Here is a 17958-nt window from a genome sequence, read left to right as displayed (position 1 = left end):
TGTCTTAGAAATGATCAAAATTTGCCGTTAATATGAATCAACAAATAAACCTTTTAAAGGTTTTATTGGCATATACGATCAGGACATAAAAAAGGATAGACGAATCCTATTCTTCAGGTTCAACATTTTTCGTTATTCGAATCATGTCTGAAAAATAAGATTATAATTTCATCGTACCTTAATCATTCCTTTTCGATTGTTAGTTTTATTTTATTATACGATCATAAAATTTGTCAAACATTTCTTCCGAAAAAACACCATACCAGCTGGTATGGTGTTTTTCAATATTAAGCTTGTAATTTTTCACGTAGAACCATTGGAAGAATTCCGCCGTGGCGGTAGTAATCAATTTCAACTTCAGAGTCAAAACGAACAAGAACTTCAAATTCTTTCTTGTTACCAGCTTCGTCCGTTGCAGTTACTTTTAGAAAGTCACGTGGTTTTACATTTTCGTCTACTTGAACATCAATGGTTTCTTTACCAGTCAGGCCAAGTGATTCAGCGCTTTCGCCATCTTTAAATTGAAGTGGAAGCACACCCATTAACACAAGGTTTGAACGGTGAATACGTTCAAAGCTTTCAGCAAGAACTGTTTTAATACCTAAAAGGTTTGTACCTTTAGCAGCCCAGTCACGTGAAGAACCCATTCCGTAATCTTTACCCGCAAGAACGATTAATCCAGTACCGTTTTCTTTATACTTCATGCAAGCATCGTAAATAGATGTCACTTCGCCAGTTGGCCAGTAAGTAGTTACCCCACCTTCTGTTCCTGGTGCGATTTGGTTACGAATACGAATGTTTGCGAACGTTCCACGCATCATTACTTCGTGGTTACCACGACGGGATCCGTAAGAGTTAAAGTCGCGGATTGCAACGCCTTTTTCTAGCAGATATTTACCAGCTGGAGTATTTTTACCAATTGCTCCTGCAGGTGAAATGTGGTCAGTTGTAACTGAATCACCAAATTTACCAACAACACGCAGTCCTGCTAATGGCTCGACGATACCTGGTTCTGGTGATAAGCCTTCAAAGAACGGCGGATTTGCGATGTAAGTAGAATCCTCATCAAAAGTATATAAAGGCTCATTGCTTGTTTTGATATCATTCCAACGCTCGTTGTCACCGAACACGTTTGCATATTCCCGGCGGAATAGTTCAGGAGTTACTGTACGTTTAACAACATCATTAACTTCAGCAGTTGATGGCCAGATATCCTTGAAGAATACATCATTTCCATCTTTATCTTTACCAATTGCTTCGTTTGCAAAATCAATATTTACAGTACCAGCAAGAGCGTAAGCAACAACTAATGGTGGTGAAGCAAGGTAGTTTGCTTTAACAAGCGGGTGAATTCGTCCTTCGAAGTTCCGGTTACCGGAAAGAACAGATGTAACTAAAAGATCGTTTTCAGCGATTGTTTTTTCGATTTCTTGCTTTAATGGGCCGGAGTTACCGATACATGTTGTACATCCGTAACCAACGAGATTGAAGCCGATTTGCTCTAGGTAAGGAAGTAACCCCGAATCACGAAGATATCCAGTTACAACTTTAGATCCTGGTGCTAAGGAAGTTTTTACGAATTTAGGAACTTCCATTCCTAATTCAACTGCTTTCTTCGCAACAAGTCCAGCACCTACTAGAACGTATGGGTTAGATGTATTGGTACAGCTTGTGATTGAAGCAATTGCGACGGCACCAGTTTTAATAGTAGTTTCATCACCGTTTAGGAAATTAACAGTTGCAGACTTGTCAAGCTCATCTGCTTGTAAGCCGAAGCCTTGGTTTCCTTGTGGAGCAGAAACAGCTTTCACGAATTCCTCTTTCATTTTAGAAAGTGGAATCAAATCTTGAGGACGCTTTGGACCAGATAGATTTGCTTCAATGACTGAAAGATCGATTTCAACTACATCTGTATAAACTGGCTCGATCGCTGGATCAAAGAACAAACCGTTTGCTTTGCAGTATTGTTCTACTACATTGATATGCTCTTCTTCACGGCCTGTTAAGCGCATGTATGCAAGTGATTCATCATCAATTGGGAAGAATCCGCAAGTAGCACCGTATTCAGGGGCCATGTTTGCAATTGTTGCACGGTCTGCAAGTGGCAGTACTGATACTCCTGGTCCGAAGAACTCAACGAATTTCCCTACAACCCCATGACTGCGAAGAACTTGAGTTACTTTTAAAGCAAGGTCAGTTGCTGTAGCACCGTTTGGAAGCTCACCTGTTAATTTAACACCTACTACTTCTGGTACAGGGAAGTATGAAGGCTGACCTAGCATTCCTGCTTCAGCTTCAATACCGCCAACGCCCCATCCAAGAACACCAAGACCATTGATCATTGTTGTATGGGAGTCTGTACCAACCAAAGTATCTGGATAAGCTTCTAATTCACCATCTGTTTCTGCAACGTGGACAACATCAGCCAAGTATTCAAGGTTTACTTGGTGTACGATACCTGTTGCAGGTGGAACGGCGCGATAGTTATTAAATGATTTTTGCGCCCAACTTAAGAATTGGTAGCGCTCAGCATTACGTTCGAATTCATAATCCATGTTAATTTTTAAGGAATCAGCTGCTCCATATGCATCAACCTGTACGGAGTGGTCGATTACAAGATCAACCGTTTTTTCAGGGTTGATTTTGTCAGGATCTCCGCCTAGGTCTGCCATTGCTTTTCTTAAAGAAGCAAGGTCAACGACTGCTGGAACACCTGTAAAGTCTTGAAGGATAACACGAGCAGGCTTAAATGGTACGTCCACTTCTTTTAGCTCATTTGTGCCCCATTTTGCTAAGTTTTCAACATGCTCTTTTGAAATTGCACGGCCATCTAATTGGCGTAATACAGATTCAAGTAGTACTTTTACAGAGTAAGGCAAATTAGAAACTTTTCCAATTCCAGCCTCTTCTAGTGCACTTAAACGGTAATAGTTGTAACGTTTACCATTCACTTCAAAGGAAGTGCGTGTGTTAAATACATCATTTTTTACCATGTAAAAAACCCCCTAATTCGTCATTAATAAATCGAAAATTAACGAAAAGTTGAAAAGTTTGAATTTTCCCATCCTGCTTAACTTTTCTCACAATTCTTATATTAATACAAGCGATTACATAAGTAAATAACAAGAAAGTTATTGCGATTGATAAGTTTCACTTATGTTTTTTATGTATTTTGTTCTGAAAATTCAAAAAACACTATTTGTGCTTATGTGATTTAAGTCATGGGAAAACCGCCTTTTTCATTATTTATTATCTCAAAAAACTTTTTCAATGTCATGTTTTTTGCTATGGAGGAAATAGTAAAAGTGTAGGAGGTGATTAGAATGGTGAAACGAAAGTCTAATCATGTAATTCCAGGGATGAATGCAGCCAAGGGGCAAGGTAAAGGTGCAGGTTTTAATGAGGAAATGGCGAGCGAACCAGAATTAACTGCAAAAGAAAGAATGAATAACAAAAAACGAAAGAAAAATCAATAATAGCAAAAAGCAGGCGGGCTCCCCCGCCTGCTTTTCCTATTCTGTCTGGTTTACTTCTGTCACCATGCTTTGCAGATCCTGCTGGAAACGCTCTAGCTGCGATCGTTGATGTTCCGATGCCACTTCTAGTGCATTTTCAATTTGTTGGTAGGCTTCATTGACTTCGTCTTTTAGATGCTTTAGTTGATGACCATAACTTGCACTATCACTTACAATTGTCTCGAATAGTCCTTGTGCATTCTCATACCCCTGCTGTGCTGCTTGAAACGCTTGCTGTTTATCTTTATTGTAAGGGAATTTATCCATCTTTCTTCATTCACTCCTTCATTTTGTTTACCGTTAAATTGCACAGAACAACAAAAAATATACGGTATAAAAGGACTTTATCACTGCATCCTAACATATAGGAGGGATGCAATATGAACAAAAACGATGGCAAAGACATGCGAAAAAATGCACCAAAACAATCGGGGCAGCCTGAACCATTAAGTGGTTCCCACAAAGTCAAGAATCGCAACCATACTAGAGCCAAACATAATACACATCACGATATGTAGAAACTTATAAGATAGGCGCAAGCAAAAAATGCCCAGCACTTTATTTAAGTGCTGGGGCATCAGTCGATTACTAAGCTTTTCTATACTTTAATTAATGCCCGAAGCAGGTCCTCTTCTTCTTCTGGAGTCACGGTACGTAAATCAATGATAAATTCATCTTTTTGAATCCTTCCAACAATTGCTGGTTTCACTTCGGATCGAAGCTTTCTTCCCAACTGTTCTGCCGTCAATTCACGATGTTTTAAGGACACGACCATGGTTGGAAGCTCAACATCCGGCATCGTCCCCCCACCCACTTGACTTCTTCCTTCTGTAATTTTTGTAACATATTTTCCAGTATTTTGTAATAGATTTGTAACAAACGACTGCGATCGTTCGTCTAATTCTTCAGAGGAAACTAATAAATCACGAACGGTTGGAATATTTACTACGACATTTTCTCCACGGGCATAATCGATTAACGTCCCCTCAAGCGCAGCCAAGGTCATCTTATCAACCCGGACGACGCGTGCCAACTGGTGTTTTTTTAAGCGATCAATGATTTCTTTTTTTCCAGCAATTATACCGGCCTGTGGACCGCCAAGGAGCTTGTCACCACTAAAGGTTACAACATCTGCCCCTAATTCAATGACCTCTTTTACTACCGGTTCATCACCAATTCCGTGCTTCCTAAAGTCATATAGAGCACCACTTCCAAGATCTTCATAAAAAATAACACCATCTAATCGTTTCGTAAGCCCAACAAGATCTTCGGTATCAACAGATTTGGTAAATCCGATGACCTTAAAGTTGCTCGTATGTACCTTCATGACAATCGAAGTTTCTGAACTGACAGCTTTTTCGTAATCATAAAGATGTGTTTTGTTAGTGGTGCCAACTTCTACAAGCTTTGCCCCGCTTTCTTCCATTATAGATGAGATTCGAAAAGAGCCGCCGATTTCAACAAGCTGTCCCCTTGAAACAATGACTTCTTTGTTAGCAGCTAGAGCTCTTAAAACCAGATAGACAGCAGAAGCATTATTATTAACCACCATAGCCGCCTCTGCACCGGTGATATCTTTAATTAATGCTTCAACATGACTATGTCTTGAACCTCTTTCACCTTCCGTTAGCTTATATTCAAGATTTGAATAGTTCCTTGCAGTGTCAATCACATGGTTGATTGCATTTTCGCTTAACCTAGCCCTTCCTAGGTTTGTATGTAAAATGGTTCCTGTCGCATTTATGACCTTTTCTAAGGTATAAGAATACTGTTTCTGTATTTTTGTTTCGAGAATAAAAAATAGGTCTTCAATAAAATGGTTGGTCCCTGGCCTGCCACCTGGCCAATTATCGTTTAGGATTGCTTCCCTAATGTTGTCAATGACTTCTTTAAGCTGTTTGGTCAGAAGCGTATGATCAAGCTGACTTTGTAGAAGGAGAGTTAAAAACCTCTCATGATTTTGAAGTTCATGGACCGGTGGAATTGAGCGTAGCCATTCTTTCAACATAAAAACTCCTTTATCACATGTTCTTTTTCTCTGACATTTGACTAGTCGCCGCCCGTTTGAATGAGTGGAATTTACAAACGGGCTCTCTAACTTTCCCAATTATATCACATCAGTTTCACGTTTTAAGTCACATTGAATAAAATGAAACGAGCAAGGGGGATTAGATATGTCAAAAAAGAAACAACTTAAAAATCAAGCCTTGGATTTTGACTTAGTGGAGAAATGGCTGGAAAACTATTTTCTTGATCCACTTACTACTTATTATGATGAAACACAATTTCCAATCGATCTTTATGAAACAGAAAAGGAATGGATTGTTGAGGCCATTTTAAGGGAATTCGAAGCTTCGGAAATAAAGGTATATATAGAAGGAAATAAATTAATGATTTCTGCATCCAAATACCCCCCTTACATGAATAAACAAAAACGAGTCCGTTCCATTAATTTTCCGTTTCAAGTCATTAATCAGAACGTATTTGCTACATTTACAAATGGAATTCTAGAGGTATTTATTTCTAAAATAGATAGAGGAGTAGGAAAAAATAGATTCATTACCTTGCCTTAAGAAAACTTGTGGCATCATTTTTTATGCTTAAGTTAACATAATAATTTTATCTGTAAAAAAACACCCCTCATTTCCAAACGGATTTGAGGGGTGTTTGTTAATTTTTAGAAATGATCTCTATCATTTCATCGGTATCAGGGAAAACACCTGTTTCGAGCTTCGAATAGATCTTCTCTCCATTCACGGTCACTTCGAAAGCGCCGCCTGAACTTGGAATCAGTTCCAACTTTTGAATATCTCTAAAAAAATGATTAAATAGCTCTTCCGCGAAACTCGCGGCTTTTGGTGCGTAATTTCATTGCATGCAAAATTCAACAATAACATGATAGTTCTTCATAAAAATACCCTCCAAAAAAGTGTTTCCTACATCAGGATAGTGTTAATATTTTAACCTATTCCTTTTCCTTCAGCAATTTTTTTGTCTATTCGTGCGGTTTTTTTTTGAAAGAGTTATACTATATAAATGGAGGTGGACATGTTGAGTGAACAAGATAAAATTCGCCTAACTTCTTTGTCAACAAAAGCGGGTTGAGGCTGTAAAATTGGTCCTGAGGACCTGGCGCAAGTGTTGCGTCAATTACCGAAACAAGAACCTGTTCCTGAATTATTAGTGGGACTTGATACTTCTGATGATGCTGGAGTTTACCAAATAACCGACTCCATCGCTTTGATACAGACAGTTGACTACTTTACCCCAATCGTCGACGATCCATATATGTTTGGTCAGATCACGGCTGCAAATGCATTAAGCGATGTTTATGCCATGGGGGGTGAACCTAAAACAGTTATGAATATTGTCGGCTTTCCGATTAAAAAGTTGGGTGCCGAAATGCTAGCTGATATTCTTCGAGGTGCGGCAGATAAAGTAAAAGAAGCCGGTGCGATTACCGTTGGCGGCCATTCAATTGATGATCAGGAACCTAAATTTGGACTTTCCGTTACAGGTATAGTCCATCCCGATAAAGTTTGGAAAAATGTCGGCGCCAAGCCTGGTGATGTTCTCGTGATAACTAAGCCGATTGGTGTGGGTATTATCACAACCGGTATAAAGAGAAGTGTGGTAACACCCGAGCAGGAACGAATAGTGACAGAAACAATGGCAACGCTAAATAAAGTGGCAGCTGAAGTGTTAACCGAATTTCATCCTCACGCTGTAACTGATGTAACTGGATTCGGATTACTTGGACATGGCAGTGAAATGGCACGTGGTAGTAATGTCAGTTTTGAATTCTCACTCTCACAAGTCCCTGTTTTAGAAGGTGCTCTTGAATTAGCGAAAAATGGTGTGGTGCCTGGTGGTTCTAAGTCGAATCATAAATGGATAGCTGATGATGTGGTTTATGAGGATATTCTTCCGGAGGAGCAGCTGGTCCTATGTGATGCGATTACATCTGGGGGTCTGTTTGTTTCACTTAGTGAACAGGAAGCGGCTCAATATGTCGACAAGCTACATTCTAATGGTCTAGCATATGCTGCGATTATTGGTAGAGTTACCGAGAAAAAAGACAAATATATCTATGTAACAAGATAACAGCGAAGCCTTAGTTGCTTCGCTGTTTCTTTTATGCAAAAAAAAGACCTGAACCATTTTGGTCCAGGATTATTATAATTATTATTATATTTTCTGACGTAGCTTCTCCACCATATCCTTGGTCATTTTATCCAAATCAAACGCGTATTTAAAGCCCCATTCCTCTTTTGCCGCACTAGCATCAATTGAATTTGGCCAACTTTCCGCAATTTTTTGACGATCTGGATCAACATTATAAGAAATTTCAAATCCAGGTACATACTTAGCGATAGAAGCCGCAATTTCTTCAGGATCAAAGCTCATCGCTGTCACGTTGAAAGCATTACGGTGGATTAATTTTGATGAATCTGCTTCCATTAAGTCAACAATTGCATTTAGGGCATCGGGCATATACATCATATCCATATAGGTACCTTTATCAATGTATGAAGTATATTGGCCATTCTTGAGCGCTTCATAATAGATTTCAACGGCATAATCCGTAGTCCCTCCGCCAGGAAGTGCAACATAGGAAATTAACCCTGGAAAACGCAAGCCGCGGGTATCGACACCAAACTTTTGGAAATAGTAATCAGACAATAATTCCCCTGCCACTTTATTGACACCGTACATCGTCGTTGGACGCATTATCGTATCTTGGGGGGTTTTGTCCTTAGGTGTGGATGGACCAAAAGCACCAATCGAACTTGGTGTGAAAAATTGCGCCTTTAGCTCTTTTGCAGTTTCCAATCCATTCATTAGCCCGCCCATATTTAAATTCCAGGCAAACACAGGCTTGGCTTCTGCTGTAGCTGATAAAAGAGCGGCTAAATGCATAACAGTATCAACATTGTATTTTTTAGCTACTTCCACCATTTGGTTTAAATTCGTTACATCGACGGTCTCAAAAGGACCACTTTGAGCGGCTTCACTGTCATTCTTTTTAATATCTGTAGCAATGACATTATCCGCACCATAGATGTCTCTTAGCTTTAAAGTTAATTCTGATCCAATCTGCCCTAAAGCACCTGTGATTAAAATACGCTTCATCGTCGTTTCTCCGTCCTCTTCACTCTTACTAAAAATAGTGATTTACTTTATTTTTACGTTACTCAATCAGTTAGGGTGATACCTAAATAACGCCCATTTCCTTGCCGACTTTTTCATAAATAGCAATCGCTTGATCGAGCATTTCTTTTGTATGTGCAGCTGTTGGCATGTTACGCACTCGTCCAGTCCCTTGTGGAACGGTTGGGAACACAATCGCCTTTGCATAAACCCCTTCATCATTCAAACGTTTACTGAATTGTTGAGTAAGTGCTTCGTCCCCGATAATACAAGGAGTGATCGGAGTTTCGCTGTTGCCGATATTAAAACCTAACGCCTTCAAGCCTTTTTTTAGATAATTTCCATTTTCCCAGAGCTTTTTATTCAGTTCCGTGCTCTCCATTAAGATTTCAATTGACTTCTTACTTGCTGCCACATCGGCAGGAGTTAATGAGGTCGAAAATAGGAATGGACGGCTGCGAACTTTTAACCAGTCAATGAGATTTTTCTTACCCGCGACATAACCGCCAACCACGCCAATTGCTTTAGATAATGTACCGATTTGAAAATCAATTTTATCAGAAAGACCAAAATGCTTAACGGTCCCTGCCCCATCTCCAAGCACACCTGATCCATGAGCATCGTCTACATATGTAATCAGATCAAATTCCTCAGCAATCTTGACAATTTCAGGCAGTAAAGCAATATCACCGTCCATCGAGAACACGCCGTCTGTAATCACCATAATTTTATTGTAAAGGCCTGACTCCTTTGCTGCTTTTGCTTTTGCACGTAAATCTTCCATATCGGAGTGGTTCACACGGATAATTTTTGCTTTGGAAAGCCGGCAGCCGTCGATTATCGACGCATGGTTTAATTCATCCGAAAGAATCGCATCATTTTTATCCATTACTGCGGAAATAGCCGCCATGTTACAATTAAATCCAGATTGGTAAGCAATCGCTGCTTCTGTATGTTTGAATTCAGCTAATTTTTCTTCCAGTTCAACATGGAGTTTAAGCGTTCCGTTGATAGTTCGAACGGCCCCTGCGCCAACTCCGTATTGTTCTATCGCCTCATTAGCGGCTTTTTTCAAACGTTCATCCGTGGCTAAGCCTAAATAGTTGTTGGAAGACAGATTGACTAGCTCTCTGCCGTTAATTGTTATAACTGGTCCATTTGGGCTTTCGAGTGGATCGATGATATTGTACAAACCTTTTCCCTTTAAATTATCAAGATTTTCATTTAAAAATTGCTCCAAAATAGTACTGGACATATTCAATTCCCCCTTTATTCATTTGAACGTGATTTGTTGTTTACGGAAAAACAATCGTCCGTTTCAGGCGGACGTCTATACCTTTGTTAAACATTGGTATTAAAGGATTGCTATGCTATACTTTATCATAAATTTTTATGGTTGTGCATATCTAGCGGACAAATAAACAAAAATATTTTTTATATTCTTTTAGTGTACCCAATCAAAAATAATGTTATTTCTTAAGATAACAAAACTGCTATCAATGAATTATTTTAGAATGGCATGGTTTTAAGTTATAATGGTTTTTTAATCATACTGAGTCAATCTCTAACTCTATGCTACATAGAAAGGATGTCAACCTTGTCATTTTTGTATTCAACCTTATACACACTAGTTATTGGGGCGGTATTTATTTTTCTATTTATTATTGCCTACGATTTTCTTTACGGTGAAAAACCTGAAAAGCAAACGAAGAAAATACATAAATATTTTCAAAAAGAAACCATTAAAAAAATTGATAGACTGGAACATCAGCCTCGAAAATTTACCATGTACCAAGTCACAATGAATAGTGGTATTAAGAAGATTAAGATGAAACCAGGTTATAAAGTAGTCAATATGGTATCAAAGGAGAAAAACAAAAAGTAAGCAAAATTGGGGGATAAGTTCTTTTGCTCCAAAGAAAAACCGGGCAATGCCCGGTTTTTTTCATCTATTTAATGTTCCTTGTCAAGGACATTTGTTTGCTTCACTGTGAGAGTCTCTTTTCGCAATCGTATGCTTTTCTTATTTGACGGACACCGAACTCAATTTTCCGACATTTCGATTGATATTTTGTAATGCCTCTTTGTATTCTTTTTCTAAACTACTAATTATTTCAGAAGCCGATTCTATTTTATGTATTGCCCCGACGCCATGTCCTGCTGACCAAATATCCTTCCATGCTTTCGCATTCGTCTCCCTTTGCATATTATCAAAGTTTACCTTGTCTTTTTTAACAAGTTTTTCTGGGTCCAAACCTGCCTTTTTGATACTAGGTACCAGCATATTGCACATGATGCCGGAGAAAGCATCCGTTAAAATGATATCCTCTTGTGTGGCTTCAACCAGCATTTCTCTGTATTCATCATTGGCCATACTTTCTGTCGCAACAATAAAGCGGGTTCCCATATAGGCAAGGTCAGCGCCTGCTGCCTGTGCAGCTAAAATTCCCTTCCCTGTTGAAATGGAACCAGCAAGGACAATGATACCATCCCAGAAATTACGGACTATATCCACGAAGGCAAAGCTGTTGATTTGACCCGCGTGACCACCCGCCCCGCTTGCCACCAAAATAAGTCCATCGACACCAGATTCAGCTGCTTTTTGAGCAAACTTCAAATCACTCACATCAGAGAATACGAGCCCACCATATTCATGCACAATATCGACGACTTGTTTCGGACTTCCTAAGGAGGTAATTACCAATTGCGGCTGATGCTTTTTAATCAATGCAAGTTCTTCCTGCAGACGGCTGTAAGAGCTATGTACGACCATATTCATCGCCCAAGGTGCAATTTTTCGGCTAGGATCGAGCGCACGAGCCTCTTCTAACTCTTCATTTAATTGCCCCATCCACTGATCAAGAACCTCAATGGGTCTTGCATTTGGAGCAGGGAAAGAACCAATCACGCCATTCAAACAACAGTTTTTCACGAGTTCGGTGCCTGACACCAAAAACATCGGGGCTGAAATAACCGGTAATTTTAATTGGTTCCACCATGATTCAGGAATTGATTTCTTCATTTTGCTCACCCTTTATTTTAGAATTTTCAGAATAAACGATACACTTTCATAGTACCTGAAAATGAATGGTTATTCAATCTTTGTATGAACCTTTTATTTCTGTCTCTTAAACGCTTACCATCCACGAACGATTATTAATTAAATTGATAAAATGTTCGTTTTTTGCTAAAAATGATTGATTTACTTTTCTCCTGTGCTTTATAATGGGAATAAATTCATATGGTTTCACTCATATAATCGCGGGGATATGGCCCGCAAGTTTCTACCGGATTGCCATTAATAATCCGACTATGAGTGAGTAATGGGAAAGTCGCTCTTCTATTTGAGTGCTCTAATTCCATATTCTTTCGGATACGTAGCCCAAAGATCATTATCTCACTCAATTTTTTGATGTGAGGTAATGACCTTTGGGCTTTTTATTATTTTATAAGGAGAATCTAACATGAGATTACTAGAGGAGAAAATCAACACCGACGGAAAGGTTCTTTCGGAAAATGTTTTAAAGGTTGATTCATTTTTGAACCACCAAATAGACCCGCAATTAATGCTTGAAATAGGAAAAGAGTTTGCAAGGATTTTTGCAGGTGATGGTATTACAAAGATCGTAACTATTGAATCTTCAGGAATTGCCCCTGCAGTTATGGCTGGTTTATATATGAATGTTCCTGTAATCTTCGCAAGAAAAAGAAAATCTTTGACGCTTGTCGATGATTTATTAACAGCTTCAGTCCATTCATTTACTAAAAATGAAACAAACGAAATTTCCATTTCAAAGAAATATGTAAATGAAAATGATAGAGTCCTAATCATTGATGACTTCCTTGCAAATGGGGAAGCTGCACTTGGTTTAGTAGATATTGTTCAAAAAAGCCGTGCAACAGTTGTTGGAATTGGCATTGTCATCGAGAAGTCCTTTCAACATGGTCCACAAAAATTAAAGGACCTTGGTTTAAGGGTTGAATCCTTAGCACGGATTGCCTCGCTTTCAAATGGAAAAGTGTCATTTATAAATGAGAACGTGGAGGAATTAATCTAATGAAACAACATCCTTTTAAAATAGCCTCATTAGGAATTCAACATGTATTAGCCATGTACGCTGGAGCGGTAATCGTCCCACTTATCGTCGGAGGAGCACTTAAATTTACCGGAGAACAATTAACCTACTTGGTATCGATCGATATCTTAATGTGCGGAATTGCAACCATTTTACAAGTTTGGCAGAATCGCTTTTTCGGAATTGGTTTACCGATTGTACTTGGCTGTACGTTTACTGCAGTTGGACCAATGATTGCAATTGGTGGACAGTATGGTATTTCCGCTATTTATGGATCGATTCTTACCTCAGGACTTATCGTCATTATTATTTCTCAATTCTTTGGAAAATTAATTAAGTTCTTCCCACCTGTTGTAACTGGTTCAGTTGTAACCATAATCGGGATTACACTTATCCCGGTGGCAATGAATAACATCGCTGGAGGTCAAGGCAGCCCTGATTTTGGAAGCCTTTCAAACATCAGTTTAGCTTTCGGAACGTTGCTTTTTATCATCTTGCTATATCGTTTTACGAATGGTTTTATTCGCTCCATTTCCATTCTATTAGGATTAATTGGTGGTACTCTTGCTGCTTCTATTATGGGGAAAGTCAATTTCTCAGCGGTTGCTGATGCATCATGGTTCCATATGGTGAAGCCATTTTATTTTGGTACACCTACTTTTGAATGGACCCCGATTCTTACTATGACTCTCGTAGCAATCGTGAGCATGGTAGAATCAACAGGTGTATATTTCGCTCTAAGTGATATCACAGGAAAAAAATTAAATGAAAAGGATTTATCAAGAGGTTATCGTGCTGAAGGTCTCGCGAGTATAATCGGTGCTTTATTTAATGCTTTTCCATACACAACCTACTCTCAAAACGTGGGACTTGTTCAGCTTTCAGGCGTTAAAAGCAAAAACGTCATTTATACCATGGGCGGGATGCTAGTATTTTTAGGGTTTATTCCTAAAATCGGGGCATTCACGACCGTTATTCCAACACCTGTCCTTGGTGGCGCAATGGTGGCAATGTTCGGAATGGTCATTGCTTACGGAATAAAAATGCTAGGAAATGTAGATTTTGCATCACAAGAAAATCTTCTGATCATTGCATGTTCTGTCGGTATGGGGATGGGCGTCACTGCCGTACCAGATATGTTTTCCCACCTGCCAGAAGGCGTTAAAATCCTTACCAGCAGTGGAATTGTAACAGGAAGTTTAACTGCTATTTTTCTAAACATTGTTTTCAATGTTTCAAAGCCAACTAAACAAATTAAGGCAGTAAATTAGCAAATGGCCTCTTAACATTATAGACACAATAAAATCAAAAGAAAATCAAAAGACGATCCTTATTCTCGGTATCGTCTTTTTTTATTATTATTCATCGCCTTAATCAATTCGAAGATATTTGTTAAGTTTCTTTGTGTTCTAGAACTTAATTCAGCACTCGAAGTTACTTCTGTGCCTGTATTATCACTTCCAGAACCTGAGTTTTCCGTTGTTATCGTTAGGGGAGCAATACAACCGGCTCCACCCAAGTTTACAATTCCACCAGAAATGGTTCCTATAGTTATTCCATTTTGATTGGCCGCCAACCTATCCACACCTTCCACTCTTTTTTACTAGAAGCAAAAACGGATCAAGTATGGCTGCATACCAAAGCTTCTACCACCTTAAATAAAATATACCCTCCAGACTACCCTAGAGGGCTTTTGAATCTATATTATGTATGGCCTTTTCACATGTACTAGTCATTTCTCTACACTGGTCAATAGCATCACGAACTAACAATTCTGTTTCTAGCATCTTATAACTGAAATACATCACCGAATGATTCCCATAATGTTGTCTTATGACTTGATTTCTTAAAGTTATATAAGTATTCAACAAACACGTCAGTAACGTATTCTGGATCATTGTTAAATGCAATTTTTACATATAGGTGTTTTATTGGGATTTCAACACACTAATGAGATACTTTTTTCTACAAATTTTTTAATGTTATCGTGCTTTATGTAATAGTGATTATTCCATCTATCAAGTAATAAATTGTCATTCCCTTTTTATCAACCAGATTGTCTAGATTTATGTCATGCCTGACAACCTTAATAAATTTAGCAGCCTCAAGGATTCCTGTATATTTGATAAAGGTCTTTTCAGAAGCACCTATATCCTTCGCCATACGTTCTACAGAAGCGTAACAGTGGTCTTTTCCTACTTGCGTATAATTTATCCACTTTATCCCTCCGTTTATTTGATTTGTTTAAGTATTGCTCAACAAAATTTTTCACATAGTCCGTATTCGGAAAATAATAAACAAATTTAGTTGGTATGTTTATGTCGTTTTTAATTTTCTTTAATCCGCAGCCATTCATCATTAGAAATCCTGCCATACGTTGACTGAATACAACAAAGTCCTTTTCCTTATTCAATTTTGATCCACCTCCCATCCACCTAATAAATTTGTTGTTTTATTGGAAGTCATCACTCCTTTCAAGCATTGTTGAGTTATTATTAATTCCATGTAAAGAAACATGCCATTGTGTTCTATTTAACTTGCCAATCTGATACCTTTAAACTGTAAATATTCTTAGGGGGTATGGTTACTATGGCAAATTTAAAAGATAAATTTACGATTGATGACATGAAGGCATTAGACCAAAGACTTAATCATATTTACTATCAAGTAACCCATTATCAAACTAGATCAAATGCTGGGCTTACTGAACTTCAATTACTTGATACAATTGACCATTTATGCCGAATGTCAGGTATGCTGTGTGATGTGATTGAACAACAGTTAGAAGGGAATATAGAAACAGCAGAACCTCATAGATATATTGATAGAAAATTAGGCACTGTTGAAACTGGTATTAAAAACTTCTTAGAAGTTAAGAAAATTGATTTGGATTAACTACTAGGGGGCTCATAAAGGGCTTCTTTTTTTCAACTCTTTTCAATTTATCTAGCACTGCCAGACTCGTTTATGAATAGATTTAAGCCGTTTTACTTAAATCTAATACAAATACACCTTAGAATGGTTTACGCTATCCAGATTAAACCCTCGTTATCCTGAGTTTCGTTCCAATTTTAAAAAAATGAAAAATTGGATTGATTATTTATCGGAATAGATATATACTATGTTTAAGAGTTTAGCAGATATCAAATTGTCAAAGAACAAAAAATAGATAAAAAATCAGACAATACCAAAACGGTACTGTCTTATTAGTGTTTATAGATACTCTTAATCTTATCATGATTGTATATTATTTACAAGTAGTTTAAGAGAAATATTTTGATTATTTTTCCGATAACCCCTTTCTTCGATTTGCTGGTGCATGAGTTTTTTATAAATCATTAACCGTTCACTTCTAAACGTGTAGGATCTTGGCTGTTTTTTTGACGGGTGAATACTTCCTCTCTCAGCAACTTTGCGAGTGTAGTAAGCGATTCTTTGATATAAAGACTTTTCCATTATCAATTCCTCTCCCCTATTTAAACCCCTCATGATTGTGGGGCATTTACTTATTCCACTTCTAACAATTCACCAGTTTCAAGGCAATTTGCAGTCCAATTTAATTCGAAAAATTCCATTACGCTAATTTCAATCGTTTCCCCTTCACATGTAAAAAAACTGATTCGAGCATCAATTATTGTTTCAGGATGAAGCAATCTTTTAAATTGATCAGGATTCTTGCTATTTGCCATGAAAGAAATTGATGCTGTACCGACCATTAAAGTGTTTGTCATTAGTAAAACCTCTCCCTTTGTTCGACTATTTTTATTTATGATACGAATATTGCTACATGGGAGTTGATTCTAGGTTGTTAAAATGGTTACAATGATTGACTCTTATCAAGCCCGAAAAATAAGCCAACTCCAAAGGTAAATATCGAAAAGAATATAGTAAATGTCATTTCAACCCTCCTTTCCAATTACGTTTAACGTAACCATTTGATACCCTTATCATAATTCCGTTTAGCGTAATTGTCAATGATTAAATTACACTTTGCGTAATTATTTTATTAACGTATAATCTAAGGTAAAAAGGAGAGATTCATGAATGGTTAAAGTAATTGAAATTAGGCTAAAACAAATCCTCAATGAGAGAAATATAGAACAAAAAGAACTTGCTGAAATGACTGGATTAACCACTCGAACAATAAGTGAAATTTGCACCCAAAAAACACAACGAATCCCAAAGAGAGCCATTGAATTAATTTGTGAAGCACTAAATATTGATGACTTGAATGAATTATTTCATTTGCATGATGACAGTGAGCAATAAAAGCATTTCTCCAAGTTGTGGATTTAATTGTGGAAGTACATAAAGCTGAAGAATAACAAAAAGACAATGCATATTGGCTCAGCATCGTCTTTTTTTTTATTTGATAAAATCTAAATGCTCAGTTATCATTGATATGTTAAGAAAATGTAGGACACTTTATAATATGTTGGGTAATTTATCACCTTGAAATCGTTATATTACAATGTTTTTTAAATAATAGGCACTCTAAACCTACTCTCAAAACGTGGGACTTGTTCAGCTTTCAGGCGTTAAAAGCAAAAACGTCATTTATACCATGGGCGGGATGCTAGTATTTTTAGGGTTTATTCCTAAAATCGGGGCATTCACGACCGTTATTCCAACACCTGTCCTTGGTGGCGCAGTGGTGGCAATATTCGGAATGGTTATTGCTTACGGAATAAAAATGCTAGGAAATGTAGATTTTTCATCACAAGAAAATCTTCTGATCATTGCATGTTCTGTCGGTTTGGGGATGGGCGTCACTGCCGTACCAGATATGTTTTCCCACCTGCCAGAAGGCGTTAAAATCCTTACCAGCAGCGGGATCGTAACAGGGAGCCTAACTGCTATTTTTCTAAACATTGTTTTCAATGTTACAAAGCCAACTAAACAAATTAAGGCAGTAAATAATCAAATTTCCTCTTAATGAAAAAGAAATAGTAAAAAGACGATACTGATATGGTATCGTCTTTGTTTTTTCCCGTTCAGGAAATGTATAATAACACTCTATTTATATGCGGCCGTTGCAGGAGCCGCAGATATTTTCCAATTTAAAGAACACAGAAAACTTAGTTTTCCAATAGGGATAATCGTTTTATTCGCATCAGTTACTGTTGCTGCTAATTATTTCGAACATATGAAAGAAGGCGAAATAGGTTATCCGTATTTACACTGGCCTTTTCAAATAATTATTCCAGTTATGCTAC

19 protein-coding genes, 2 pseudogenes and 1 riboswitch are annotated in these 17958 nt (G+C 37.8%); of the genes and pseudogenes, 10 read left to right on the top strand and 11 right to left on the bottom strand.

The window, feature by feature from the left end; translation table 11 throughout:
* Positions 1-287 precede the first annotated feature (287 nt).
* On the bottom strand, positions 288-2993 hold the full coding sequence (gene acnA, locus ACSU6B_RS14730) for an aconitate hydratase AcnA (protein ID WP_410886253.1): 2706 nt from the start codon (positions 2991-2993) through the stop codon (positions 288-290).
* Between the two features lie 330 nt (positions 2994-3323).
* Here acnA and sspO point away from each other — a divergent pair, with 330 nt between their 5' ends.
* Entirely contained in the window at positions 3324-3476 is a 153-nt protein-coding gene (gene sspO, locus ACSU6B_RS14725) for a small acid-soluble spore protein O (RefSeq protein WP_026567316.1), read from the top strand.
* A gap of 36 nt (positions 3477-3512) precedes the next feature.
* Here the strand turns inward: sspO and ACSU6B_RS14720 are convergent, their stop codons facing one another.
* Positions 3513-3782 (bottom strand): hypothetical protein, encoded by a 270-nt coding sequence (locus ACSU6B_RS14720; protein ID WP_088087700.1) that lies wholly within the window; start codon positions 3780-3782, stop codon positions 3513-3515.
* 113 nt (positions 3783-3895) lie between these two features.
* Between ACSU6B_RS14720 and ACSU6B_RS14715 the strand changes: the two genes are divergently transcribed.
* Positions 3896-4033, top strand: coding sequence for a small acid-soluble spore protein P (locus ACSU6B_RS14715; protein ID WP_088087701.1), 138 nt, complete (start codon positions 3896-3898; stop codon positions 4031-4033).
* An 80-nt stretch (positions 4034-4113) separates the two neighbouring features.
* Here ACSU6B_RS14715 and selA read toward each other — a convergent pair whose 3' ends face one another.
* Complete coding sequence (gene selA, locus ACSU6B_RS14710) at positions 4114-5520, bottom strand: L-seryl-tRNA(Sec) selenium transferase (protein ID WP_410886426.1); 1407 nt, start codon at positions 5518-5520, stop codon at positions 4114-4116.
* A 169-nt stretch (positions 5521-5689) separates the two neighbouring features.
* Between selA and ACSU6B_RS14705 the strand changes: the two genes are divergently transcribed.
* Positions 5690-6088 carry an Hsp20/alpha crystallin family protein gene (locus ACSU6B_RS14705; protein ID WP_410886251.1) on the top strand — a complete coding sequence of 133 codons (399 nt, stop codon included), beginning with the start codon at positions 5690-5692 and terminating at the stop codon, positions 6086-6088.
* A 97-nt stretch (positions 6089-6185) separates the two neighbouring features.
* On the opposite strand, the pseudogene ACSU6B_RS14700 reads toward ACSU6B_RS14705, so the two are convergent.
* A pseudogene (locus ACSU6B_RS14700) lies at positions 6186-6371 on the bottom strand (Rdx family protein); the annotation flags it as partial.
* A gap of 192 nt (positions 6372-6563) precedes the next feature.
* Here ACSU6B_RS14700 and selD point away from each other — a divergent pair.
* On the top strand, positions 6564-7619 hold the full coding sequence (gene selD, locus ACSU6B_RS14695; protein ID WP_410886249.1) for a selenide, water dikinase SelD: 1056 nt from the start codon (positions 6564-6566) through the stop codon (positions 7617-7619).
* Positions 7620-7703: 84 nt separating this feature from the next.
* Here the strand turns inward: selD and ACSU6B_RS14690 are convergent, their stop codons facing one another.
* Positions 7704-8648: an L-threonine 3-dehydrogenase gene (locus ACSU6B_RS14690; RefSeq protein ID WP_410886247.1), complete on the bottom strand. Its 945-nt coding sequence runs from the start codon at positions 8646-8648 to the stop codon at positions 7704-7706.
* An 82-nt stretch (positions 8649-8730) separates the two neighbouring features.
* Positions 8731-9921, bottom strand: a complete 1191-nt coding sequence (locus ACSU6B_RS14685) for a glycine C-acetyltransferase (protein WP_410886245.1) — start codon at positions 9919-9921, stop codon at positions 8731-8733.
* Between the two features lie 342 nt (positions 9922-10263).
* Here ACSU6B_RS14685 and ACSU6B_RS14680 point away from each other — a divergent pair, with 342 nt between their 5' ends.
* Positions 10264-10551, top strand: a complete 288-nt coding sequence (locus ACSU6B_RS14680) for a hypothetical protein (RefSeq protein WP_215004249.1) — start codon at positions 10264-10266, stop codon at positions 10549-10551.
* A 138-nt stretch (positions 10552-10689) separates the two neighbouring features.
* Here the strand turns inward: ACSU6B_RS14680 and ACSU6B_RS14675 are convergent, their stop codons facing one another.
* A complete protein-coding gene (locus ACSU6B_RS14675) occupies positions 10690-11688 on the bottom strand; it encodes an NAD(P)H-dependent flavin oxidoreductase (RefSeq protein WP_410886243.1) in 999 nt (332 codons plus the stop codon).
* Between the two features lie 209 nt (positions 11689-11897).
* A riboswitch (purine riboswitch) is annotated at positions 11898-11999 on the top strand.
* A 131-nt stretch (positions 12000-12130) separates the two neighbouring features.
* On the opposite strand from ACSU6B_RS14675, the gene ACSU6B_RS14670 reads away from it, so the two are divergent.
* Positions 12131-12724, top strand: a complete 594-nt coding sequence (locus ACSU6B_RS14670; protein WP_215004245.1) for a xanthine phosphoribosyltransferase — start codon at positions 12131-12133, stop codon at positions 12722-12724.
* Positions 12724-14013: a nucleobase:cation symporter-2 family protein gene (locus ACSU6B_RS14665; RefSeq protein WP_410886241.1), complete on the top strand. Its 1290-nt coding sequence runs from the start codon at positions 12724-12726 to the stop codon at positions 14011-14013. The genes ACSU6B_RS14670 and ACSU6B_RS14665 overlap by 1 nt, the downstream gene beginning before the upstream one ends.
* Positions 14014-14072: 59 nt before the next feature.
* Here the strand turns inward: ACSU6B_RS14665 and ACSU6B_RS14660 are convergent, their stop codons facing one another.
* Positions 14073-14318 carry a spore germination protein gene (locus ACSU6B_RS14660; protein WP_410886239.1) on the bottom strand — a complete coding sequence of 82 codons (246 nt, stop codon included), beginning with the start codon at positions 14316-14318 and terminating at the stop codon, positions 14073-14075.
* A 561-nt stretch (positions 14319-14879) separates the two neighbouring features.
* A complete protein-coding gene (locus ACSU6B_RS14655; RefSeq protein WP_410886237.1) occupies positions 14880-15155 on the bottom strand; it encodes a DUF5659 domain-containing protein in 276 nt (91 codons plus the stop codon).
* Positions 15156-15331: 176 nt separating this feature from the next.
* On the opposite strand from ACSU6B_RS14655, the gene ACSU6B_RS14650 reads away from it, so the two are divergent.
* Positions 15332-15637 (top strand): hypothetical protein, encoded by a 306-nt coding sequence (locus tag ACSU6B_RS14650; RefSeq protein ID WP_215004237.1) that lies wholly within the window; start codon positions 15332-15334, stop codon positions 15635-15637.
* Between the two features lie 339 nt (positions 15638-15976).
* Here the strand turns inward: ACSU6B_RS14650 and ACSU6B_RS14645 are convergent, their stop codons facing one another.
* Both ACSU6B_RS14645 and ACSU6B_RS14640 read right to left on the bottom strand, forming a co-directional pair.
* On the bottom strand, positions 15977-16198 hold the full coding sequence (locus ACSU6B_RS14645) for a hypothetical protein (protein ID WP_410886235.1): 222 nt from the start codon (positions 16196-16198) through the stop codon (positions 15977-15979).
* 50 nt (positions 16199-16248) lie between these two features.
* Entirely contained in the window at positions 16249-16473 is a 225-nt protein-coding gene (locus ACSU6B_RS14640) for a hypothetical protein (RefSeq protein ID WP_410886233.1), read from the bottom strand.
* A 313-nt stretch (positions 16474-16786) separates the two neighbouring features.
* Between ACSU6B_RS14640 and ACSU6B_RS14635 the strand changes: the two genes are divergently transcribed.
* Positions 16787-17011: a helix-turn-helix domain-containing protein gene (locus ACSU6B_RS14635; RefSeq protein ID WP_410886231.1), complete on the top strand. Its 225-nt coding sequence runs from the start codon at positions 16787-16789 to the stop codon at positions 17009-17011.
* Between the two features lie 229 nt (positions 17012-17240).
* Positions 17241-17678 (top strand): annotated as a pseudogene (locus tag ACSU6B_RS14630) (solute carrier family 23 protein); the annotation flags it as partial.
* Positions 17679-17958 lie beyond the last annotated feature (280 nt).

This window comes from Neobacillus sp. C211 (genome assembly GCF_051842875.1).
Classification (GTDB): domain Bacteria; phylum Bacillota; class Bacilli; order Bacillales; family Cytobacillaceae; genus Neobacillus.
The sequence above is the reverse complement of the archived record's forward strand: the minus strand, read 5'-3'. Positions and strand labels throughout refer to the sequence as shown.

Coding starts and splice junctions, on each gene's coding strand:
- acnA (WP_410886253.1), bottom strand. CDS start 2,993: ATGGTAAAAAATGATGTATTTAACACACGCACTTCCTTTGAAGTGAAT.
- sspO (WP_026567316.1), top strand. CDS start 3,324: ATGGTGAAACGAAAGTCTAATCATGTAATTCCAGGGATGAATGCAGCC.
- ACSU6B_RS14720 (WP_088087700.1), bottom strand. CDS start 3,782: ATGGATAAATTCCCTTACAATAAAGATAAACAGCAAGCGTTTCAAGCA.
- ACSU6B_RS14715 (WP_088087701.1), top strand. CDS start 3,896: ATGAACAAAAACGATGGCAAAGACATGCGAAAAAATGCACCAAAACAA.
- ACSU6B_RS14705 (WP_410886251.1), top strand. CDS start 5,690: ATGTCAAAAAAGAAACAACTTAAAAATCAAGCCTTGGATTTTGACTTA.
- ACSU6B_RS14690 (WP_410886247.1), bottom strand. CDS start 8,648: ATGAAGCGTATTTTAATCACAGGTGCTTTAGGGCAGATTGGATCAGAA.
- ACSU6B_RS14685 (WP_410886245.1), bottom strand. CDS start 9,921: ATGTCCAGTACTATTTTGGAGCAATTTTTAAATGAAAATCTTGATAAT.
- ACSU6B_RS14675 (WP_410886243.1), bottom strand. CDS start 11,688: ATGAAGAAATCAATTCCTGAATCATGGTGGAACCAATTAAAATTACCG.
- ACSU6B_RS14670 (WP_215004245.1), top strand. CDS start 12,131: ATGAGATTACTAGAGGAGAAAATCAACACCGACGGAAAGGTTCTTTCG.
- ACSU6B_RS14665 (WP_410886241.1), top strand. CDS start 12,724: ATGAAACAACATCCTTTTAAAATAGCCTCATTAGGAATTCAACATGTA.
- ACSU6B_RS14650 (WP_215004237.1), top strand. CDS start 15,332: ATGGCAAATTTAAAAGATAAATTTACGATTGATGACATGAAGGCATTA.
- ACSU6B_RS14645 (WP_410886235.1), bottom strand. CDS start 16,198: ATGGAAAAGTCTTTATATCAAAGAATCGCTTACTACACTCGCAAAGTT.
- ACSU6B_RS14640 (WP_410886233.1), bottom strand. CDS start 16,473: ATGACAAACACTTTAATGGTCGGTACAGCATCAATTTCTTTCATGGCA.
- ACSU6B_RS14635 (WP_410886231.1), top strand. CDS start 16,787: ATGGTTAAAGTAATTGAAATTAGGCTAAAACAAATCCTCAATGAGAGA.